Genomic DNA, 22,665 nt, shown 5'->3' on the forward strand with positions numbered 1-22,665 from the left:
GCCCTATCCGCCGGCCGCCTCGTGCAGCGCCACCGCGGCGGCGGTGTCCTCGATCGCCATCCCGACGGTGCGCAGGACCGAGGTCCGGCCACCGGCCCGGACCTCGCCGGTCACCAGCGCACCCAACTCGCACAGGTCGTCGGGACGGATCAGCCCGGCGGCCAGGGCCGCCCGCACCTCACCGGCGCCGTCACGGGCCGCGGTCCGGTCCTCGACGACGACGACCGCGTCGGTGAGGAGGGCGGGTTCGACCTCGATCGCGTCCGGATGCGTGCCGCCGATGACGTTCACGTGCGCCCCGGACGCCACCCAGTCCGCCGCCAGCACGGGTCTGTCGGCACTGGTCGACGTCGCCGTACAGATGATCGGCGCGTCCCGGACGGCGGCCCGGGCCGTGTCGCAGACCTCGACCCGGACCGGATGGGGTGCGGTGTCGCGGACCTCGTCGGCGAACTCCTCGGCCCGGGACCGGGTCCGGGAAAAGATCCGCACGGTACGGATGCGACGCACCGCCGCGACCGCGCGGACCAGCGAGCGGGCCTGCACCCCGGCACCGATGACGGCGAGATCGTCGGCGTCGTCGGCGGTGCACCAGCGGGTCGCCAGGGCGGCGACCGCGCCGGTGCGGATCGCGGTCAACTCGGCACCGTCCAGCAGGGCGGTGATCTGCCCGGTGGTCAGGTCGGTCAACGCGACGACGCCGTGGATCAGCGGCAGCCCGCGCTCCGGGTTGTCCGGGGTCAGCGTTGTGATCTTGACGCTGCCGACACCGCGCTGCTCCCAGATCGCGGGGCTGACCAGGAGCACCCGCTGCGGACCGTGCTCGAGCACCGTCCGGGCCGGGGACCGGGTCCGGCCGGCGGCCAGGTCGACGAACATCTCCCCCAGTGTGTCGATCACCCGGATCAGGCGGCGGCTGCCCGCCATGCCGGCCGCGGTGACCGTCACCGGGCCGGTCATCCGGCACCGAACCGGGCGGTCCACGCGTCGCCACGGGCCACGGTGTCGCGGGCCATACGGGCGAACGGCGGGCCCACCATGTTCCCGTCGAGTACGGCGATCCCGCCGCCCGCCGCCCCGACGGCCTGGGTCACCCGGCGGGCCAGGCGCAGGTCGTCGGGATTCGGCCGCAGCGCCTGGTTGATGACGGCGAGTTCGCTGGGATGCACCGTCGCCTTGCCGTGGAAGCCGAGGGTCCGGATCCGGGCGGTCTCCTCGGCCAGGACCGCCGGCTCGGTGAGCCGGAAGTTGGCGGTGTCGATGCACGCGATGCCGTAGCGGGCACAGGCCAGCGCCATCGCCTGCCGGGCGGCGAGCATCGCCTCCCAGGTGATCCCGACGCCGAGGGTGGCGGCCAGGTCGGCCGAGCCGAGAACCAGGCCGTCCGCCGCCCGCGCGATCGGGTCGATGTCGACGACCGCCTCCACGGTCTCGACCGTCACGTAGATCTCCGGGTGCGCATCCGCCGACGCCAGGATCCGGCGGACCACCTCGATCTCGGCCGCGTCGGTCACCATCGTCATCATGACGATCCCGGGCCGTACCCGGGACTCGGTGAGCATGACCAGGTCCTGCACCGCCGCGACACCGCGCAGTTCGTTCATCCGAACCGCGATGTTCGCCGGCTTGGGCGCCTTCTCCAGCGCGTCCCGGCACACGGTGCGCGCGGCCGGCTTCTCCGCCGGCGGCACCGAGTCCTCCAGGTCGATCAGATGGACGTCGGCATCGTAGTTCCACGCCTTGACGACCCGGTCCAGCGACAGCGCCGGGGTGTAGAGGATGCTCCGCGGAATCCCCACCTCACTGCGCTCGGTCATGCGCCCACCTCGCCCTGCTCGGCGGACCCATGACCAACACTGGATCTGTTGCGCTCGGTCATGGCGCCACCGGTTCGGGCCGGGCGGCGGCCGGCCGGGCGCCGGCCTCGACGAGCACCGCGCACAGCTGCCGGATCTGCTCCTCGGTCTGGCCGGCCCGCAGCATCGCCCTCAGCCCTGCCGTGCCACGGGCGACGATCGGGAAGAAGACCGGCGAGACGTAGAAGCCGGCCGCGAAGACCCGCTGCGCCGCCTCGATCACCGTCTCGTCGCTCATCGGCACCACCCGGATCGGGTATGTGCTGCCGGCCTGTTCGGTCGCCAGCAACGAGTCGAACAGCGCGATGTTGGCGTACAGCCGCTCCTGCAACTCGGTCAGTTCCTCGGTGCGGTGGATCTCCGCGGACGCCATCGCCGCCCCGACCGCGGCGGCGTTCATCTTCTGCGAGTAGCCCAGCGGCCCGGCGAAGCGTTCGATGATCCGCCGCGTCTCCTTCGGATAACCGTCGATCAGGATCGCGGTGCCGCCGGCCCCGAAGCCCTTGCTCAGCGTCGCGACGGTGACGGTGCGCTGGTCCAGCGCCGGCGAGTGCGAGCGGACGTAGCCGATGCCCCGCTCCCCGTACGCCGACAGCGAGTGCGAGTCGTCGTAGAAGACCATCATGTTGTATTTGTCCTGCAGCTCGGCCAGTTCCCGGACCGGGGCGTAGCCGCCGAGGCTGTCCGACCCGTCGACGACGTAGCAGACGCGTTCGTAGGTGCGGCACATGTCCTCGAGGAAGTCGAGGTCGTGGTGGCGGCTGGTGACGACCTCGGTCTCGTCGGCGCAGGCCGGCTTGGCGTTGGCCAGCGACACGTGGGCGTTCTTGTCGAAGACCATCAGGGGCCGCACACCGTTGCCGAGGTGCCCGGACGAGATCAGCGGCAGCAGACCGGTGCTGGCCGCCGCCGTCGAGATCGCGGTGACGACCTCGGCGCCGAACAGTTCGCCCAGCGAGTCCTCCAGTTCGAGCAGCACCGGTGTCTGGACCCGGGTACGCGGGATGCAGTGGTCCAGCACGCCGAAGCGCCGCAGGGAGGCGACCGCCCCGTCGATGACCTTCGGATGGGTGTCCAGGTCCAGGTAGGAGCAGACGGTGAAGTTGACGAACTCGTGCCCGTCGGCGGTACGCAGCACACCGTCGTTCAGGTCGCCGACGATCCCGGCGACCCCGTGCTCCTCGCTCATGTTCCAGAACATGTTCCCGATCCCGACGAGCTTGTCGTTGTTGCGGTACCGGTGGGCGGGCGTGATGGTCTTGCGCTCGCTCATGACGACTGCACCTCGGTGGGCTTGTAGTGGTAGACGCGCGTGAGCTTGCGGTACGCGTAGGTGTAGAGCGCCACGCCGAGCACGTGCGGCCGGCGGAAGATCTTCGCCGACTTCAGCCAGAAGTTGACGTTGACGTTGACCTCGTCCAGCGACTCGGCCTGGTGCCACCAGCCCAGCGGCAGGTAGAGCATCTCGCCGGCCTCCAGGATCAGGTCGCGGCGCTGCGCGAGCTTGGGCACCAGCCTCGGGTAGCGCTGCGTGTCGACGTTGTCCATGTCGAACACCTGCGACTTGTCGCCGAAGCCGCGCAGCACCGACCGCGGGTAGTACTCCCGGGAGCCGGGCGGGGCGATGATGAACCGCTTGCGGCCCTCAAGTGCAATGTTGAAGTTCTCGAACTCGTCGAAGTGACTTTTGGTGAACACGCCGCGGTGGCTGATCCACAGGTTGGCCGCGTACAGCGAGCGGCCGTACCCGAAGAACTTCTCGGCGTCGAACCCGATGACGGCGTTGACGTCGGCGGGGCTGTTGCGGATGTTCGACACGATCCGGTGCCAGGTGTCCGGGCTGGTCATGTACGTCTCGTCGGCGAAGAACTCGCGCAGCCGGATGTCGCGGGTCTCCCAGCGTCCGGGGTGGTTCTTGTCGCTCGGCTCGGTGAAGAGGGTGACCAGCATGTTGCCCAGCCGCTGCGCCACCCCCTCGCGGCCCAGCCCCTGGACGCTGTCCGGCAGCTTGATCACCACCGGGACATCGGCCCGGAACAGGCCGCCGGGGCCGGCGGCGTTGAACTCGTCGAACGACATCCGGGTGACCGGCACTCCCGCCGTCCCGGCTACCGCATCCGATTTCTCCATGTTGCCTGTCCTTACTTCTGAAGGGCCGCCACGCGCCCGGTACGGGCGCTCAGCTCTGCCACCACGTCCACGATCAGGTCCTCCTGGCCGGCGATGGCCTGCCGTCTGCCGAGTTCGAAGAACACGTCGCGCGGGTCGACACCGGCGCGGGCGGACAGCTCGACGACCCGGTGCTTGAACCCGGAGAACACCCCGGCCAGGCCACTGACGATGGTCATCGACGCGGTCACCGGCGGGGCCGGCATGAGTTCACGCTCGGCCAGGTCGGCGGCGTCGAGCAGCGCGTAGAGGTCGATGCCGGTCGAAAAGCCGCTGCGTTCCAGGACCGGCACCAGCACCTCGAGCTGGGTGTTGCCCGCCCCGGCACCGAAGCCGCGGGCGCAGCCGTCGATGATCGAGGCACCGGCCTGGGCGGCGGCGACGGAATTGGCGACCGCCATGCCGAGGTTGTCGTGCCCGTGGAAGATCACCGGCGTGTCGACCGCCGACCCGATCGCCGCGATCCGGGCGGTGACGTCCGGGGGCAGGAACCAGCCGGCCGAGTCCATGATCCCCACCGCCTGTGCCCCGTATCCGACGGCCCGCGCGGCGTGCTCGGCCAGTTCCCCGGGGGTGGCCACGTGGCTCATCATCAGCACGCAGTGCGCCTCGGCGCCGGCGTCGCGCAGGACGCCGAGGTGCCGTTCGGCGAGCGACGTCTCGGTGGCGTGCACGCCGATCCGGACGACGTCGGCGCCGCGGGCGATGGCCCGCCGCAGGTCGGTGGAGGTGCCCCAGCCGGGCAGCATGAAGACACCCATCCGGCTGTGCCGCAGGGCCTCGCGGACCGTGGAGAGCATTTCGTCGTCGCCGACCGCGGCGAGTCCGACCTGTAGCGACGAGGCTCCCAGCCCGTTGCCGTGGCCGACCTCGACCACCGGGATGCCGGCCGCGTCGGCGGCCTCGGCGTACCGGCGTATGGCGTCGACCCCGAGCTGGTGACGGACCGCGTGCTGACCGTCGCGCAGGGTCGGGTCGTAGATGAGTACGTCGTTCACCGGTGCGCCTCCGCCCGGACGGTCCGGCCCGTCGCCGCCGCGTGCTGCTCGGCGACCATGACGGCGGCGGAGTTGATGATGTCGAGGTTGCCGGCGTAGTGGGGCAGGACGTCGCTGTGGGCCAGCACCTGCACGGCGACCGTGACCCGGTCGTCGACGACGGTGCAGGCGGTGACCGCGTAGCCGGGGGCGAAGGAACGCACCCGGGCGGCGGCCTCGTCGACCGTGGCCCGGATCGCCGCCGGATCGGCGCCGGGTATCCGGGCGTGCACGGCCGTACGGAACGTCGCCGGCGGCACGGCCGGGCTGATGTTCAGGATCGCCTTGACGGCCGGGACCCCGGAGTACGTGGTGACGGCGTGCTCGGTGGTCGCCACGTACTCGTCGAGGTTCAGTCTGGTCGCGCGGCCGGCGATGGTGCTGGCCACGGTCGAGACGACCTCGATGTACGTCGCGGGGAACCTGGTCGCCAGCGCGTGCACGATCGGGACGGACGCCTGACCGCCGCAACTGATCAGGTTGACGTTGCGCCCGGTCGCCACCCCGACCCCGGTCACGGTCGGCACCACCATCTGCCCGACCCCGCTGGGCGTAAGGTCGACCACCAGCGTGCCCAGCGGCTCCAGCATTCGCCAGTGGTGCCGGTGGGAGGCGGCGTTGGTGGCGTCGGAGACGATGTCGAACGGGCGTTCCGCCGCCAGGATGGCGTCGATCCCGGCCGCGCTGGCCGGATAGCCGAACCGCTCGGCGTGCCGCAGCCCCGCCGAGTCCGGGTTGCGGCCGGCGACCAGGCGGCAGTCCAGCGCCCGGGACCGGTCGATCTTGCTGATCAGGTCCTGGCCGATGGCGCCGGTGCCGATGACGGCGACGGTGGCGGGCGCGACGAGGTCCGGTCCGGGGGTGGTCACATCCGGGGTGAGGCTCACGGCGTGCCTCCGTGGGGCCGGCGTCGGCAGGTCCGCGGATGCCGGGCGAGGAATCGCTGGACACCGGCCGGGTGACGCCCGGCGTCCGGTTCACGGGTTCTCATGTACGTCGTCCTCACCATTCGATCCGCGCCGGCCACTCCTGACCGGCGGCATTCCGGCGGTGGTGGCGCCTGGAGGGGGTCCGGTACCCGTCCATCGGGTGGCCGCCGGGGCCGCCCGTCCAGGTCGGACCGACAGCGGCGGGCGGCACGGTGATGCGGCGGCTCTCAGACCGCCGACGGGTCGCCGAGAAACGAAAGGTCCGCCGGCTGACGGATCGCGTTGCGACCGGAAACCGCCATTCGACAGGGTCAATTCGGCCGCGCGTGCCGCACCATCAAGCAACAAACGGACATATGACTAATCTCAGAGATTCCCAAGCAGCAATCGAAAGCACTCCCGGATGCATTCATCTCCAGCAATGCTGGACCTCACTGTGACGAAGCGACCGACCGCGAGAACCAACCGCGACCACTATCCGTGACAACTACCCGTGACAACCATCCGTGACAATCAACCTCAACAGCCGGCCGTCATCGACGGTACCAGATATTTACGGGTATCGGACCTGCGTGTTGGGTCACCCTCGGGACAGTCGAGAGCGGGACACCCGACACCCGGGACTACGCCGGCACTCAGCCGCAAAGCGGCGCCAACCAGCATCGACCAGACTCACCCACCAGCATTTTGTCGACCGTCACACACCGTCCCGGACGATGCCTATACAAAACCAAAACCCGATCCGTCAACCCGAAGATCTGTTGCCGCACCGCCGGCCGGCGACACTGCGTGACCGATGCTGCCACGATCCTTTCGACTATCCTCATCACACTCGTGCGTACGTGCATTCCGGACGGTGGTCCGGGCAAAGCCGCGACGTACGCACCGCACGAAAGGGGACACGATGGATCGTCGGCCGTGCCGCGACAGGGCTGGTCAGGGACACCACCCGCCAGGCAGCACAGGACCGGACGGGTCCCGCCCCAGCACCACGCCATGACCAAACTGGCCACCCCCACCGCCGCCGGACGACGCCAGCGGCTGGGCGCCGACTTCTCCAAGCTGTGGTCCGCCGCCGCCGTCTCCGCGATCGGCGACGGCGTCACGATCGCCGCCGGTCCCCTGCTGGCCGCCCAACTCACCGACGACCCCCGCCTCATCGGCGGCGTCTCGGTCGCGTTCACCGCCCCGTTCGTGCTGTTCGGCATCCCCGCCGGCCTGCTCGTCGACCGCGTCGACCTCCGCAAGGCGCTGGTCCGGGTCGACCTCGCCCGGGCCGTCCTGCTCGTCGTGCTCACCGCCGGGATCATCGGCGGTTGGGGCGGGCTGCCGCTGCTCTACGTGTGCATGTTCCTGCTCGGCGTCGGGGAGGTCTTCTGCCGCAACGCCGCACAGGTCCTCGTCCCGTTCGTCGCCCCCGAGTCCGGACTGTCCACCGCCAACGCCCGCATCATGGCCGCCCAGGAGGCCGGAACCGGCTTCGTCGGCCCGCTCTTCGGCGCCCTGCTCTTCGGCGTCGCCGTCGCCCTGCCGTTCGGCGTCGACGCGGCCACGTTCCTGTGCTCGGCCCTGCTCCTCGCCCGGATGCGCCGCACCCGACCGCCCGCCGAACGGCGCGACACCACCGGCGTGCTGGCGCAGATGCTCGCCGGCGCGAAGTGGCTGTGGCGCCACCACCTGCTCCGCAACCTCGCCCTGCTCTCCTGCACGATCAACCTCGCCGGCAGCGCCATGCTCGCCGTACTCGTGGTGCACAGCACCCAGGTGCTCGAACTGAGCCCGTTCGGGTACGGCGTCATGCTCTCCTGCCAGGCCGTCGGAGCCGTCCTCGCCTCCCGGATCGCCCCCCTGCTGACCAACCGGCTCGGCCGCGAGGGAGCACTCGTCGCCACCGCCACCCTGATCGCCTCCAGCGAAGCCGTGCTGGCCCTCGTGCCCTCGCCGTACGCGGCCGGCATCGCCCTCGCCCTCTTCGCCTGCGGGACGGTGACCTGGAACGTCGTCGTGGTGGTCCTGCGCCAGACCCTGGTCCCCCGGCACCTGCTCGGCCGCGCCAACAGCGTCTACCGGCTGATCGCCTGGGGCGGGCTGCCCGTCGGCGCGGCGGCCGGCGGCATCGTCGCCGCCGAGGCCGGCACCCCCGCCGTCTTCGGCGCCGGCGCGATCGTCATGACGGTCATCGCGGTGATCCTGGTCCGCGGCGCCCGCCGGCGGTGGATCACCACCGTCGTGGAGGCCCGGCAGGACGACGGCCCCGCCCACACCGCCGACGACCGGACACCCGCCGGGCCGGACAGCACCGACACCGGGCCGAACGCGCGCACCACGCCGGAAAGGTAACCCCATGACCGTCACCCGCCCGCCCCACCTGCACCGGTCACCGCTGGGGCACGCCTACGTGGAACACCTCGCCGGAGCCGCGGGCGCGGGCGACCCGACGGCCGCCGCCCGCGAATCCGCCGCCCTCACGCTGGCATACCGGGACCGGTTCCTGGCCGGCCCCGCCTTCCTCGGCGACGCCGAGCGCCGCACCGTCGCCGGTGACCTGCGCACCATCTACGACCTGCTGCGCTCGCTACCGGACCGGATCTTCGGGGGAAGCCTAGCCGCGCTGGCCGAGGCCGTCGGCATGAGCGGCCAGCAGACCGCGCTGATCACCCGCAGTGCCCGCACCGGGTCGCTCGTCCCGCTCGGCCGCGCCGACCTCTACCACGACGGTACGGCGTTCAGCCTGCTCGAATTCAACATCACGAGCGCGCTCGGCGGCTTCGAGAACGCCGACCTCAACCGGGCCATGCTGACCTTCGCCCCACTGCGGGAGTTCGTGACCCGGCACCGGCTGGGCTACCGCGACACGCTGGCCTGCATGGCGCGGACGATGCTCGCCGAATGCGCCACGGCGGTCCCCGCCGGCCGGCCGCCGGTCGTCGCCGTACTGGACACCGTGGACAACTTCGCCGTCATCGGGCCCCGGCTACGGGTGTTCGCCGCGAAGCTCGCCGAACACGGCATCGAGGGAATCGCCTGCCACCCCGGCCAGCTGACCTATCCGAACGGCCGCCCCACCGTCGCGGGCCGGACCGTCGACATCGTCTACCGGTATTTCCTCGCCGAGGACCTCGCCGATCCGGCGTCCGTGGCCGAACTGGAACCGCTCCTGGCAGCCGCCGACCAGGGGAAGGTCGGCCTGTTCAGCCGGCTGGACGCCGAGATCTACGGCAACAAGGCAACGCTGGCCATGCTCTCCGACGACCGGCACCGTGCCCTGTTCGACGCCGCGGAACTCGCCTGCGTCGACCGCCTCCTGCCCTGGACGCGGTACGTACGTCCACGGACCACCGACCCCGGCGGCAGCGACGTCGACCTGCTCCGCTACGCCGTGGCGCACCGCGACGACCTGGTCCTGAAGCCGACCCTGCTGCACGGCGGCAGCGGGATCGTCGCCGGCTGGCAGGTCGACCCGGCCCGGTGGCAGGCCGACCTCACCGCGGCGATGGACGGCCCGTACGTGCTGCAACGCCGCATCCGCCCGGCGGCCGAACCCTTCCCGGACGGCGCCGGTGGCGCCCAGGACCTCTACCTCAACTGGGGGATCTACCTCGGCGACGTCGACGTCGTCGGCGAGGACGGATACGCCGGATGCTTCGTACGCGGCAGCACCGACCCGGCGGTCGGCGTGGTCAGCCTCGGTGCCGGCGCGGCCGTCGGGTCCGCCTTCCACGAGAGCTGACCGGATCGGGCACCGGCGGCGCGGCCGCACCGCCGGTGCCCGGCGAATCAGTTCAGGACGTGGTCACTCGTCCGCGCCGGACTGCACCCGGGCGATCCACGCCTCGACGTCGTCGGCCGTGCGCGGCATCGCCGACGACAGGTTTTCGTGGCCGTCCTGCGTGACGAGCACGTTGTCCTCGATCCGGACCCCGATGCCGCGGAACTCCTCCGGCGCCACCAGGTCGTCCGCCTTGAAGTAGAGACCCGGCTCGACGGTGAGGATCATGCCCGGCTTCAGTTCGCCGTCCATGTAGTCCTTACGCAGCAGCATCTGGCAGTCGTGCACGTCCATGCCCAGGTGGTGGGAGGTGCCGTGGACCATCCAGCGCCGATGCCAGCCGCCGTTCTCGGGGTCCAGCGTCTGCTCCAGCGTCACGCCGTCGGGCAGCAGGCCCCACTCGTGCAGCTTGCGGGCGATGACCCGGTTGGCGGCGGCGTGGATGTCGCTGAACTTGTTGCCCGGCTTCACCGCCGCCATCCCGGCTTCCTGCGCCTCCAGGACCGCCTCGTAGATCTTGCGCTGGACCTCGGTGAAGCGGCCGTTGACCGGCAGAGTCCGGGTGATGTCGGCGGTGTAGAGCGAGTCCAGCTCCACCCCGGCGTCGATCAGCATCAGGTCGCCCTCGCGCACCTGCCCCGTGTTCTTCGTCCAGTGGATCGTGTTGGCGTGGTCCCCGGACGCGCAGATCGACTCGTATCCGACACCGTTGCCCTCGTGCCGCGCGTACAGGCCGAAGAGTCCCTCGACCCAACGCTCGCCGCGGCCCTTGCGGACCGCCTCCGGCAGCCCGACGATGATCGACTCGAAGCCCTGGTGGGTGGCGGCGATGGCCCGGCGCATCTCGCCGATCTCCCACTCGTCCTTGCAGATCCGCATTCCGGACAGGAACCGGGCCAGTTCCTCGTCCGCCTCGGTCGGCCCGGAGGCGGACGTCGCCGCCTCGGCACGGACCTCGTCGACCCGGCGGGCCACCTGGTCGTCGGCCGCCCGCACCACCCGTATCTGGACCGCACCGGCGTCCTTGGCCAGCGTGTCCGGCAGCGAGTCGATGTGCCGGGCGCCGACCCCCAACCGGGACTCGATGTCCTGGATCGTCGGACGCGGCCCCACCCAGAACTCGCCGAACCGGGCGTCGGCGAAGAACTCCTCGGTGTCGCGCGCGGCGAGGGGCCGGAAGAACAGGATCGCCTCGTGGCCGCCGCCCTCCGGCTTCGGGTCGAGCACCAGGACACTGTCCGGCTCGCTGTCCGCGCCGAGACCGGTCAGGTAGGCGAACGCGGTGTGTGCCCGGAACGTGTAGTCCGTGTCGTTGCTGCGTACTTTCAGGCCGCCGGCCGGGATGACGAGACGCTCGCCCGGGAACCGCTCGGACACGGCCGCCCGGCGCCGGGCGGCGTGGTCCGCGACCTCGGCGCGCGGTACGGGTTCGGTACTCCGGCTGGCCCACCCGGAAGCGATGAACGCGCGGAACGCGTCGCTGCCCGGGGTGTTCCGGTGGCTGGCCTTCACCTGCTTGTCGCTCGTCATGGTCGATATTCTGCCACGTGGTCGGGTGTTTCCCGATCCGCGACCAGGCCACCCGCACCGACGGTGACGACGCGGACACGGCACCGCCGGGCCGGCGTCAGCCGGGTGGTCCCACCCGGAGCGGCAACACGTTCCGGTGCAGCCGGAAGCCGTCGAGGTCGGCGGGGTCGACCGCGAGACGCAGATCGGGGAGGTGCCGGGCGATCCGCTCGAACATGATCCGGCTCTCCAGCCGGGCCAGGTGGGCGCCGAGGCAGAAGTGGATGCCGTACCCGAAGGCGATGTGCCGCCGGACGTCGGTGCGGTGGATGTCGAACTCGTGCGGCCGGTCGAACACCGCGGGGTCCCGGTTGGCGCCCCACAGCGAGAGCCCCACCCGGTCGAACGCCGGGATCCGCCCGCCGGCCATCTCCACGTCGGCGAAGGCGAACCGTGGCGGCACGATCTCGACCGGCCCGCGGAACCGCAGCGTCTCCTCGACCACCGCCTCCGCCAGCGCCGGATCGTCTCGTACCGCCCGCCACTGGTCGGGGTGGGTCAGCAGCAGACGAAGCCCGTTGACGATGAGGTCGACGGTCGTCTCCTGACCGGCGACGAGCAGCAACTGCACCAGTGCCACCAGTTCGTCGCGGTCGAGCCGGTCTCCCCGGTCCTCGATCGCCACAAGTTGCGAGATCAGGTCGTCGGCGGGGTCGGCCCGGCGCCGGGCCGCCAGCTCGTCGAGGTACGCCCCGAACTCCAGGGTGGCCGCCGGGCCTTCGGCGCTGGCCGACACGATCGCCGCGGACCAGGCGCGGAACCGCGACCGGTCGACGTCGGGTATGCCGACCAGTTCGGCGATGACGTTGACCGGCACCGGATCGGCGAGGTCGGCGACCCCGTCGACGTCTCCCCGCTCGCGGGCCCGCGCGACCAGCCGATCGGCGAGGTCACCGATCCACGGCTCCAACCGGGCAACCATCCGTGCCGTGAAGCCACCGCTGACCAGCCCCCGCAGGCGGGTGTGGTCGGGTGGGTCGAGGTTGATGAGCTGACGGGCCTCGAGTCGCGCCACTTCCGTCAGTTCGTGCGGCGCGGGCCGCCGGCTGCCGGGAAAGTGCCGGTGCACCTCGTGCCCGATCGCCGGATGACGGAGTCCTTCCAGGACATCGGCGTGGCCGGCGATCACCCAGAAGCGGGCGCCGCTGGGGTCGATCTGGAGCACCGGCCCGCCACTGTCCCGTACCCGGTCGTAGAAGGCGTGCGGATCGCGGCGAACCACCGGATCCCACAACTCCGAGATGCCGAACTCGGCGGCCACGTCGCCCCCTCCTGGCAGGACAGTCCACTGTGCACCTCGACGGCCGCGCGCGCGATGCCGTCGGACGGCACGCCTCCGACGGCCGCGTCGCAGGCCCCGCGGGCCGCGTACGACTTACCGAGCGACAGTATGTGAGCGTTAACATAGTTGGGTTACCGGAATGTGTCAACCGTGAACTCTTACTCGATCGTAGGGATTGACCTGGGTGAAGTTAGCGTTCACACTCTCTGAACACCACAGTTGCCGACGCCGATGAGACGACCCCCGCCACGGCCGCCGCAGGTCTCCTACCGCCACGAATCAGCGCTTGACAGAGAGGCTGGGATGCAATTGCAATAGTATACGCTCAACATCCTCGTCCCGCCCGACGGCGGGAGGCACAAGAACACTCCGGCAGGCCACCGAGTCGCGCCGCACGCGGTACGTCCGACGCCGCACCGGGCCCACCCACCTGAGGAACGGGCGGACCGGCGCCGGAGCAGCGGCACGACAGACCCGCCGACTCACCAAGCCACCGTCCCGACCTGCCCAGCGACACCCGCCCCGCCGTCCGCCGTGGTCACCACCGCCGCCGTCAGGGATGGCCGCCAGCCCCCGGGCCGGACCCACGACAGCCAGTGGATCCGACCGGGCCCGGCGAGCGGGCGGCAGGCCGAGCCGTCACACATACCCACCCCTGGAAGGACGATCCTCAGTGGTTCAACCCGAGAAGCTCCCCATCAGTCGTCGTCAGGTTCTTCAGGCCTCCGCCATCGGCGCGGCCGCGGTCGCCGCCGCCGGTGCGCTCCCGGCCGCCGCCGCGCAGGCGGCACCGGCGACCGAGGCGGTGACCGGCCCGAACCCGTTGCCCGGGACCCCGCCCGACCTCGGCCCCGGCGGCACCGCCCCGGTCCGGCCGTTCCAGCTGCGTGACGTCTCGCTCGGCGACGGCCTGTTCCAGGAAAAGCGCGACCGCATGAAGAACTACCTCCGGCAGTTCGACGAGCGGCGGTTCCTCGTGCTGTTCAACAACCAGGCCGGCCGGCCGAACCCGCCGGGGGTGTCCACCCCCGGGGGCTGGGAGAACGGCGGGCTGCTCAGCGGTCACTGGGCCGGCCACTTCATGACGGCGCTCGCGCAGAGCTACGCCGACCAGCGTGAGCCGATCTTCAAGAGCAAGCTCGACTGGATGGTCGACGAGCTGGCCGCGTGCCAGGCCGCGATCACCGCCCGGATGGGCACCGGGGGGCCCGGCGGCGAGAACCCGCAGGAGCCGGAGATCGGCCGGGTACCGGGCCGCTTCGGCAGCGCCCTGCGCCTCAACGGACCCAGCCAGGCCCAGTACGTGACGCTGCCGCAGGAGACGATCAGCCAGCTCACCAACTTCACCATCGCCACCTGGGTGAACCTCGCCTCGGCCCAGGACTGGAGCCGGCTGTTCGACTTCGGCCAGAACAGCACGGTCAACATGTTCCTGACCCCCCGCTCCGGCGCCGCGGGCAACGCCCCGCGGTTCGCCATCACGGTCGGCGGAACCGCCCAGGAACAGCAGATCAACGGTAACGCCGCGCTGCCGACGGGCCAGTGGGTCCACCTGGCCGTCACCCTGTCGCAGAACACCGGCACGCTGTACGTCAACGGCCAGGTCGCCGGCACCAACACCAACATGACGCTGAACCCGGCCAACCTCAGCAACCCGGCCAACCGCTGGATCGGCCGCTCGCAGTACGGCGACCCGTTCCTCGACGCCACCGTCGACGAGTTCCACATCTTCGACCGGGCGCTCAGCCAGCAGGAGGTCCAGTCGCTGCAGGACTCGGCCGCCGGGAGCACCGGGGGCGGGAGCATCGCCTGGTACCGGTTCGAGGAGGAGGGCGGCACCACCCTGCGGGACTCCTCGCCGAACGGTCGCGACGCCGGCGTCGTGGCCGCCGACAGCGGCGGGGCCGACCTGTGGATCCCGACCCACCCCGGTTACCTGGGTGCGATCCCGGAGGACGCGGTGCTGCGGCTCGGGCCGCCCCGCTGGGCCATCTACGGCGGCAACGCCGACACCAACACCTGGGCGCCCTGGTACACCCAGCACAAGATCATGCGCGGCCTGCTCGACGCCCACTACCACACCGACAACGCCAAGGCGCTCGAGGTCGTCGTCAAGATGGCCGACTGGGCCCACCTCGCACTGACCCTCGGGGACAAGAACCACCCCGACTACGAGGGCCCGCTGACCCGGGACAACCTGAACTACATGTGGGACCTCTACATCGCCGGTGAGTTCGGCGGGGCGAACGAGGTGTTCCCCGAGATCGCCCGGATCACCGGCGACCCGAAGCACCTGGCGACCGCCAAGACCTTCGACAACCGGGAGTCGCTGTTCGGCGCCACCGTCGAGAACCGCGACATCCTGGTCACCACGCCGGAGACCCGGCCCGGCCGGCGCCGCCCGGAACGGCTGCACGCCAACACGCACGTGCCGCAGTTCATCGGCTACCTGAGCGTCTACGAGCAGAGCGGCGACCAGGAGTACTTCCAGGCCGCGAAGAACTTCTTCGGCATGGTCATCCCGGACCGCATGTTCGCCCACGGTGGTACGGGTGGCAACTACCCCGGTTCCAACAACAACATCGAGATGTTCCAGAACCGGGGCAACATCGCCAACGCGATCGCCCAGGGCGGCGCGGAGACCTGCACCACGTACAACATGATCAAGCTGGCCCGCAACCTGTTCTTCCACGAGCACGACGCGGCCTACATGGACTACTACGAGCGCGGCCTGCTCAACATGATCCTCGGCTCCCGTTCCGACAGCTCGAGCGTCAGCAACCCGCAGGTCACCTACTTCCAGCCGCTGACACCCGGCACCTCCCGGGGTTACGGCAACACCGGCACCTGCTGCGGCGGTACGGGCATCGAGAACCACACGAAGTACCAGGAGACGATCTACTTCAAGTCCGCCAAGGGCAACACGCTCTGGGTGAACCTCTACGTGCCCTCGACCCTGACCTGGGCGCAGAAGGGCTTCACCATCACGCAGGAGACGAGCTACCCCCGGGACGACCGGGTCAAGCTGACCGTCACCGGCAGCGGCCGGCTCAACCTCAAGCTGCGGGTGCCGGGCTGGACGCGGCGGGGCTTCTTCGTCAACCTCAACGGCGAGCCGGTGAACATCAACCAGAAGTCCGGCCGGTACGTGACCCTGAGCCGGACCTGGACGTCCGGTGACGTCGTCGAGATCCGGATGCCCTTCAGCATCCGGATCGAGCGGGCCCTGGACCGTCCGGACACCCAGGCGATCTTCTGGGGTCCCCTCGTCCTGCAGGTCCTGGGCAACCCGGGCGGCGGGAGCTACCGCGAGCTGTCCCTCTACCGCTACCTCAAGCGGGACGGCGACTACGGCCGCTCGGCCATCACCCACGCGAGCACCACGGCGGCGGGCGACAAGCTCTTCACCACGCACGACTTCACCCTGCGGCCCTACTACATCAGTGACACCCAGGCCGCCTCGACCTACTTCCGGCGGGTCGAGCCGACGATCGTGTTCGGGTCGATCGACACCGGGGTGCCGAACTACAAGCGCAACGACGGCCTCCCGAACTACGACGTCCCGGTGACGGGCATCCCGTCGCCCGGCACCGACGGACCGACCTTCCTCGACCTGCTGTGGGACCAGGCACCCTTCCGCAACCACGGCCAGTTCGTATCGAAGGTCACCGAGCTTGCCGAGGCGTTCGTCGCGGCCGGCATCCTCACCGAGGCGCAGAAGACCCTCGTCGTCTCGCACGCGGGTCGCGCCAACAGGGAACTCGCCCCGTAGACCGTACGCCCCGCCCCGGAGGGCCGCGGTCGACCGCGGCCCTCCGGGGCACCTCGATCGGCGGCGACTTGACCCTCACGTCACGTGAGGCTCGATGCTGGCGTCATGACCGACACCTTTCCCGCCTTCGACCTCAGCCCCGTCCCGACGCCGGCACTCGACGCGGTGCCGCCGGAGTTGTTCCGCGGCATCTACGGGATGCCGATGTTCGTGACGGTACCGACCGACGACCTGGCGGCGTCGGCCGACTTCTGGGTCCGTGGCCTGGGCTTCTTCGACCTGTTCTCCATTCCCGGCCGGCTCACGCACCTGCGGCGCTGGGCGTTCCAGGACGTCCTGCTGATGGCGGCCGAAAGCGCCGCCGAACCTCCGGCGCTGACCGTGAGCTTCTCGTGCGTGCTGAGCCAGATCGACGAGATCGCGGCCGCGGGCGAGAAGCTTCTGCCCGGTTCGACGACGGGGCCGCGGCACATGCCGTGGAACTCGGTGGAGTTGGAGGTCGTCACGCCGGAGAACACCCGGGTGATCATGACCGCCGCGCGCCCGTACGACCCGGACAGTCCCGAGGCCCAGTTCCTGCGGGACATCGGGATCGAAGCCCCTGCGGCGTGACGCGGCGGGCCCGACCGGACCCGGCTGCCACACTGGTGACGTGACACCTCGACCTGCCGACGGGACCGCGGCGACCGACGGGCTGACCGTCGGCGCCGTGGCCTCCCTCGCGGGCGTCACCGTCCGGACGCTCCACCACTGGGACGCGATCGGGCTCGTCCGCCCGTCCGCACGCACCACCGCCGGCTACCGGCTCTACACGGCCGCCGACGTGGCCCGCATCCACCGGGTGCTCGTCTACCGCGAACTGGACGTACCTCTCGACCGCATCGCGGACCTGCTGGACGCGCCGAGCGGCGACGCCACCGAATCCCTGCGCCGACAGCGCGACCAGCTCCGCGAACGCATCCTGCGGATGGAGCGGATGGTCGCCGCGCTCGACCGCATCGTCGAGGCCCGGAACACCGGCATCCTGCTGAACGCCGAGGAACAGGTCGCCATCTTCGGTGCGCAATGGCGACCCGCCTGGGTAGCGGAGGCGCGCGAGCGCTGGGGCGAGACCGGCCAGTGGGCGCAGTACGCCGAACGCGCCGCCGGGAGGACCGCCGACGACTGGCGGTCGATCACCACGGACGTCGAGGCGCTCAACGCCGACCTGGCCGCCGCCCGGCGCGCCGGGGTCCGGCCCGGAAGCGACGAGGCGAACGCGCTCGCCGAGCGGCACCGGGCGTCGATCGGCGTGTACTTCGACTGCACGCACTCCATGCACGTCTGCCTGGGCCGCAGGTACACGACCGAGCCGGGTTTCGCCGCCTACTACGACGGCTTCGAGCCCGGCCTGGCCGGGTGGCTGCACGACGTCATCGACGCCAACGCCCGCGCGCGCGGCGTCGACCCGGAGTCCGCGACCTGGAGGTGACGGCGGCGGGGCGCGCTTCGGGGGCCGCTACGGGACCCACACGCTTTCCGCCTGGAACGAGCTGAGGTCGGCGATGCCGCTGTTGCCCGCCACCTGGTAAGGGCCGCCGACGCAGTCGTCGCCCGCGAACAGTGCGGCGGCCCCGGAACCGGAGTTGAGCACCGAACGGATCCGGCCGCCGCCGAAGCCGTGGTCCACCAGGCTGACGCAGGCGCCGCCCGGACCGGTCGCGGCCACGGTGAACCGGACACCGGCGTAGCCGGTCTGGTCGAACAGACACACGGTCTTCGGGAACGGGCAGTCACCCGCGGTCACGCCGGCCCGCTCGGTAGGCACCGCGGCCGCGCCGGGGGTGGCGGCGGTGAGCACGGTCGTGGCGGCGAGCACCACGACGGCCAGGACGGACTTCACGCCACTGTGCACTGACACGGGAACCTCCAGGGGGCTGGCGAACAGGCCGGCACGATATTAACAGACTTCGATGCGCCAACCTGGTCACCGGGGACCCGGACAGCACAGATCCCCTGAAGATCGACAAAGCACCGCGGCCGATGTTGGCCGTTGACGATCATGATCGTCCATTGTTAGATGATCTCCAACGTCCGGGATGCCTGGTCAGCGGGCTCCGGTCGGTCCTGGGTGCCAGTACGGCGACGCCATCACCCCGGCGCTCGCAGACCTGTCATCCGCGACAACCCTCAGAAGGGAACGTCACCGTGTTCAGAACGCGCCGCAATCTCCTCCTGGTAGCCCCGATGTTGCTCGCCACGGCACTCGTGCCCGGCGTCGCCAACGCCGACGGGCCGTTCGTCCCCCCGAACCAGAACACCGTCAACCGCGCGTCGATGCTCAGCGCCGCCGAGGTCGAGAGCACCCTCCACTCACTCGCCGCCCGCAGCAAGGGCGCCCTGCGGGTGGAGGAGATCGGTCGCAGCGGCCAGGGCCGGCCGCTCCAGGTCGCCTACATCGGCACCGGCGAGACCCGGATCTGGCTCCAGGGCCGCATCCACGGCAACGAGCCGTACGGCGCGGAAGCCTCCCTGGACTTCCTGAAGACCCTGGTCTCGGGCGGTAAGCACGCCCGCGAGGTCCTCGAGGAGATCACCTTCGCCGTCATCCCGCTGTACAACCCCGACGGCTTCGAGGCGTACCAGCGGCAGGAGCAGGTGCACCGCGTCGACCTCAACCGCGACTGGGGCGTCGACCGGCCGATCTTCGACCAGCTCAACTCGGTCCGCGCCTCGCTCGGCCAGCCGCCGCTGTCGGAGAACACCTACAACAACTACACCCGGCACCGCGCCGTCGAGTCGCAGGCGTTCTGGTACGTGTGGGCCGACTTCCTGCCGCACTACATGATCGACCTGCACCACCAGGGCACCTACTACGTCGGTGACACCGACGAGATGACCACCTTCTCGGTCGGCATCTCGCTCGACCCCGGCATGCTCCAGCCGGCCCAGTGGGACGCGGTCCGCCGGATGGGCGTGGTGGCCGCCGACGCCGCCGGCAAGAGCGGCGTGGTCAACGTGACCCGCTACCCGTACATCAACATCCCCGAGGGCGTCACCTCGGCGTCGATGCTCAACGGCCCCGGCCCGCGCGGCGAGTACGCCAACTGGCGGACCAGCGCGATGTTCTTCGAGTCGCGCGGCGGGATCGGCCACAAGAGCAGCGGCTACATCATCAAGCAGAACGTCAACGGCCTGTGGGCGATCACCGACGCGATCGCCGACGGATCGCTGGCCACGGTCGACGCCAACCGTTGGGCCGACATCCCCGCCCGGGGTGCCACGATCCAGACCTGCGACAAGTTCCCGCAGCAGTGTGAGTTCTGATCCACGCGTACCGCGCCGGGACCATCGGCGGCGGTGACCGTCTCCGGACGGCCGCCGCCGGTGGTCCCGGCTTCTCGTTGCGGGAAAGCCGGCCGGGGGTCAGCTCACGGCGGGCGGGTCGGCCAGGACGACCAGCGTCGGCTGGTGCGTACGGATCACGACCGGGGTCGCGCTGGCGAAGTCGGTGCCACCGTGCCAGCGGACCGTGTCACCGCACAGGCACTGGATCTTGACCTGCTGGCCACCGAGGATCTCCATCACCGGGGCGAACGCCCACGGGCTGACCCGGTCGGCCACACCGATCGGGTCCTGGGTCACCGCGTTGCGGATCACCAGCCGGCCACCGACCGGCGGCGGCTCCGGAACACTGACCGTGACCAGGGCACCCTGGTCGAGGTGGTGGTAGCCGGGAACCGGCTCGCCGACCGTCGCCGGCACCAGGTCGGCCAGCAGCCGGTTGCCGACGTTACCGCTCCACTGGTACGGACGATGATCCGTACGGAACAGCAGCGGCCACCCGTACGGGCCGAGCCAGTCGATCCGGAACGTACCGTCGGCGGCGATCGGCGCGTAACGCGGATCGACCCGGCCGTACGGGTCGGGGCCGACGATGCCGACGGTGCCCTCCCCCGCCGCCGGGCCCACCCGGCCACTGATGACCGCCCGCCGGTCCAGCCGGATCATCGGTACGGACTTGGCATCGCCGGCGGCGAGCGTGATCCGGCGGGCGCCCTGCTGCGCTCCGGTGCCGCCGGCCGGTCCCACCCACTGCGCGCCGTACCGGCTCCCGGAATCCGGCAGCACGAAGAGGTTGTACGAGCCGGGTTCCGGCACCGTGACGGTCACCTGTCCGACGACGTCGCTGCGCTGCGGGCAGGTGTCCGGGAGGCGGAAGGTCAGCACCGGGACGGCGAAGACGCAGATGTCGCGTACCGGTGCGGCGGTGGCGCCGTCGACGATCTTCGTCCGGATACTCAGGCCGGGCGGGTCGGCGGCGTACGCCGGTGGTCCGACCCCCACGACGGCGACCAGCAGCGGTACGACCAGCGTCGCGAGCCCGCGCAGCTTTGCTCGATCCATCCCGGCTCCTCGATGTCGCGGAGAAGATCCGGGCATCCCACCGTCGCCCGGATCGGTGATCAGGACGCTAGCCGAGCGGCGGCGCCGCGCACAGTGGACGACCGACCGACGGCTCCTCGCCGAACATGTCGACGAGACGACCGTGCCACCGCTACCCGGCGGGCCGGGTTTCCTGTCGGTGGCCGGCCCTGGTGTTCGGGCACGGCACGGACAGTAGGCGGGACGGCGGCGCAGAAGATGGGCGTCCGCCTGGGTGCCGGGCGCGCCTGCTGGTGCGCCGGCGGAGGCGCTCGCCGCGCCCGAGTTGCCAAACCTTGATCGGGTCGACGGGCTGGAGGGGGTCGACTACCTCCACCTGTTCATGGGCCGTTTCGCCACTCCGGAGGCCGGCCGCTCCCCGGCCCGATGCGCGCCTGGTCGGCCGCTCCTCACGTGGTACCCGCTCAGCCGGCGGTGCCCGCCCGACGCCCGCCCGGCCGGCCGGTCCCCGCCCGACGCCCGCCCGGCCGGGCGGTGCCCCGCGCGATGCCCGCCCGGCCGGCCACTTTTCCGGCGCGGTGTCTGCCGGGCCGGACGTCGCGACAGGTGCGGCCCGGCCATGGCCCGACGGTCACCCAAGCGGAGTGTGCAGCGGGTGCGCAGCGGCCACCTATTGCTGTCGCGGGGGGCCGCGCCTGTGGGGGTTTTTTTGCGGCGTGTGGGGGGGGGGGGGCTCCAGTATACCCCCCGCCGCGCCCCCGGCCCCCCCCCCCCCCCCCACCCCCCCCCCCCCCCCCCCCCCGGACACGGCGCGGCGGCCGGACCCCCACCACAGGATCCGGCCGCCGCTTGCCGACCAACAAGGTCAGTAGGTGTCGCTGAGCTGGCCGCGCAGCTTCACCAGGGCGCGGGCGAGCAGCCGCGAGACGTGCATCTGGGAGACCCCGATCTGCTCGGCGATCTGCGACTGCGTGAGGTTGCCGTAGAAGCGCAGGGTCAGGATCTTCTGCTCACGCTCGTCGAGCGTGGACAGTGCCGGCCCGAGCGCGACCCGCAGTTCGGCCAGCTCGAACTCGCCGTCCTCGCCGCCGAGCATGTCGCCGAGTTCGGTGGCCCGCTCGCCGTCGCCGGTCGGGGTCGACAGCGACACCGCGTTGTAGGCGCGGGCGCCCTCCAGGCCCTCCAGCACCTCTTCCTCGGTGAGCTTGAGGTGGGCGGCGATGTCGGCGACCGTCGGCGAGCGGCCCAGGCTCTGCAGCAGGGTGCTGTTCGCCTCGGAGATGCTCAGCCGCAGTTCCTGCAGGCGGCGGGGCACCCGGATGTCCCAGGTGCGGTCCCGGAAGTGGCGCTTGAGCTCGCCGATGATGGTCGGGATGGCGTAACCGGCGAAGTCGACGCCACGGCTCGGGTCGAACTTGTCGACCGCCTTGATGAGGCCGACCGCCGCGGTCTGCATCAGGTCGTCGGTCGGCTCGCCCCGGCCGCTGTAGCGGTGGGCGAGATGCTGGGCCAGCGGCAGCCAGGCCTCGATCGCCCGGTCCCGCAGCGCTGGCCGGGACGGATGGTCGGCGGGCAACGCCGCCATCGCGTCCAGCAGTTCGGCCGCGCTGTCGGCGGGCTTGACTTCGGGCATTTCCACGGACCTGGTAGCGGTCCCGGTCTGCTCGATCGTCGCGGTCATGGTGATCCTCCCTGCACCCCGTCCGCGGGATATGTCAGTCGTTCAGGTGCATGTTCGGCCGTTCAGTGGTCTAACCCTAGCCCGAAGGTATCCCGGAAATCTAGCCGAACGGACGATGGATAAAAGGGATATCGATGGGCAGGCCTGGCATTTTGTGCGACGAAATCCTTCGATGTAGGCGCCCGACGCGCTCCGAGGCCGGGTTCCGCCCGGCCCGATCGCCCGGCCGGGTGACC

17 protein-coding genes are annotated in these 22,665 nt (G+C 70.9%); 6 read left to right on the forward strand and 11 right to left on the reverse strand.

What is annotated here, in order from left to right:
• Positions 1-3: 3 nt before the first annotated feature.
• The 6 genes from AB0M79_RS03210 to AB0M79_RS03235 form a co-directional block, all read right to left on the reverse strand.
• Entirely contained in the window at positions 4-960 is a 957-nt protein-coding gene (locus AB0M79_RS03210) for an ornithine cyclodeaminase family protein (protein ID WP_364207296.1), read from the reverse strand.
• Positions 957-1,817, reverse strand: coding sequence for an aldolase/citrate lyase family protein (locus AB0M79_RS03215; protein ID WP_364207298.1), 861 nt, complete (start codon positions 1,815-1,817; stop codon positions 957-959). Before AB0M79_RS03215 ends, AB0M79_RS03210 begins: the two co-directional genes overlap by 4 nt.
• 58 nt (positions 1,818-1,875) lie before the next feature.
• Positions 1,876-3,129, reverse strand: a complete 1,254-nt coding sequence (locus AB0M79_RS03220; RefSeq protein WP_364207300.1) for an aminotransferase class I/II-fold pyridoxal phosphate-dependent enzyme — start codon at positions 3,127-3,129, stop codon at positions 1,876-1,878.
• Positions 3,126-3,935 carry a cupin-like domain-containing protein gene (locus AB0M79_RS03225; RefSeq protein WP_364207611.1) on the reverse strand — a complete coding sequence of 270 codons (810 nt, stop codon included), beginning with the start codon at positions 3,933-3,935 and terminating at the stop codon, positions 3,126-3,128. The genes AB0M79_RS03220 and AB0M79_RS03225 overlap by 4 nt, the downstream gene beginning before the upstream one ends.
• A gap of 62 nt (positions 3,936-3,997) precedes the next feature.
• On the reverse strand, positions 3,998-5,023 hold the full coding sequence (gene dmpG, locus AB0M79_RS03230; protein WP_364207302.1) for a 4-hydroxy-2-oxovalerate aldolase: 1,026 nt from the start codon (positions 5,021-5,023) through the stop codon (positions 3,998-4,000).
• Positions 5,020-5,949, reverse strand: coding sequence for an acetaldehyde dehydrogenase (acetylating) (locus AB0M79_RS03235; protein ID WP_364207304.1), 930 nt, complete (start codon positions 5,947-5,949; stop codon positions 5,020-5,022). Before AB0M79_RS03235 ends, dmpG begins: the two co-directional genes overlap by 4 nt.
• Positions 5,950-6,987: 1,038 nt before the next feature.
• On the opposite strand from AB0M79_RS03235, the gene AB0M79_RS03240 reads away from it, so the two are divergent.
• A complete protein-coding gene (locus AB0M79_RS03240; RefSeq protein ID WP_364207306.1) occupies positions 6,988-8,331 on the forward strand; it encodes an MFS transporter in 1,344 nt (447 codons plus the stop codon).
• A 4-nt stretch (positions 8,332-8,335) separates the two neighbouring features.
• Positions 8,336-9,721, forward strand: coding sequence for a hypothetical protein (locus tag AB0M79_RS03245; RefSeq protein ID WP_364207308.1), 1,386 nt, complete (start codon positions 8,336-8,338; stop codon positions 9,719-9,721).
• A 63-nt stretch (positions 9,722-9,784) separates the two neighbouring features.
• Here AB0M79_RS03245 and AB0M79_RS03250 read toward each other — a convergent pair whose 3' ends face one another.
• On the reverse strand, positions 9,785-11,290 hold the full coding sequence (locus AB0M79_RS03250) for an aminopeptidase P family protein (protein ID WP_364207310.1): 1,506 nt from the start codon (positions 11,288-11,290) through the stop codon (positions 9,785-9,787).
• Between the two features lie 97 nt (positions 11,291-11,387).
• The gene (locus tag AB0M79_RS03255; RefSeq protein ID WP_364207312.1) at positions 11,388-12,590 is read right to left on the reverse strand and encodes a cytochrome P450; all 1,203 of its coding nucleotides are present in this window, start codon (positions 12,588-12,590) and stop codon (positions 11,388-11,390) included.
• Positions 12,591-13,284: 694 nt separating this feature from the next.
• Between AB0M79_RS03255 and AB0M79_RS03260 the strand changes: the two genes are divergently transcribed.
• The 3 genes from AB0M79_RS03260 (at position 13,285) to AB0M79_RS03270 (ending at position 17,854) form a co-directional block, all read left to right on the forward strand.
• A complete protein-coding gene (locus AB0M79_RS03260; RefSeq protein ID WP_364207314.1) occupies positions 13,285-16,383 on the forward strand; it encodes a beta-L-arabinofuranosidase domain-containing protein in 3,099 nt (1,032 codons plus the stop codon).
• 105 nt (positions 16,384-16,488) lie between these two features.
• Positions 16,489-16,995 (forward strand): hypothetical protein, encoded by a 507-nt coding sequence (locus tag AB0M79_RS03265; protein WP_364207316.1) that lies wholly within the window; start codon positions 16,489-16,491, stop codon positions 16,993-16,995.
• A gap of 40 nt (positions 16,996-17,035) precedes the next feature.
• Positions 17,036-17,854, forward strand: a complete 819-nt coding sequence (locus AB0M79_RS03270) for a MerR family transcriptional regulator (protein ID WP_364207318.1) — start codon at positions 17,036-17,038, stop codon at positions 17,852-17,854.
• A 27-nt stretch (positions 17,855-17,881) separates the two neighbouring features.
• On the opposite strand, the gene AB0M79_RS03275 is transcribed toward AB0M79_RS03270, so the two are convergent.
• Positions 17,882-18,283, reverse strand: a complete 402-nt coding sequence (locus AB0M79_RS03275) for a peptidase inhibitor family I36 protein (protein WP_364207320.1) — start codon at positions 18,281-18,283, stop codon at positions 17,882-17,884.
• 326 nt (positions 18,284-18,609) lie between these two features.
• Here AB0M79_RS03275 and AB0M79_RS03280 point away from each other — a divergent pair, with 326 nt between their 5' ends.
• Positions 18,610-19,689, forward strand: a complete 1,080-nt coding sequence (locus tag AB0M79_RS03280) for a M14 family zinc carboxypeptidase (RefSeq protein WP_364207322.1) — start codon at positions 18,610-18,612, stop codon at positions 19,687-19,689.
• Positions 19,690-19,788: 99 nt separating this feature from the next.
• On the opposite strand, the gene AB0M79_RS03285 is transcribed toward AB0M79_RS03280, so the two are convergent.
• Both AB0M79_RS03285 and AB0M79_RS03290 read right to left on the reverse strand, forming a co-directional pair.
• Positions 19,789-20,769 carry a hypothetical protein gene (locus tag AB0M79_RS03285; protein ID WP_364207324.1) on the reverse strand — a complete coding sequence of 327 codons (981 nt, stop codon included), beginning with the start codon at positions 20,767-20,769 and terminating at the stop codon, positions 19,789-19,791.
• 844 nt (positions 20,770-21,613) lie between these two features.
• Positions 21,614-22,381, reverse strand: coding sequence for a SigB/SigF/SigG family RNA polymerase sigma factor (locus AB0M79_RS03290; protein ID WP_357538144.1), 768 nt, complete (start codon positions 22,379-22,381; stop codon positions 21,614-21,616).
• Positions 22,382-22,665 lie beyond the last annotated feature (284 nt).

The organism is Polymorphospora sp. NPDC051019, assembly GCF_040683055.1.
GTDB lineage: Bacteria > Actinomycetota > Actinomycetes > Mycobacteriales > Micromonosporaceae > Polymorphospora > Polymorphospora lycopeni.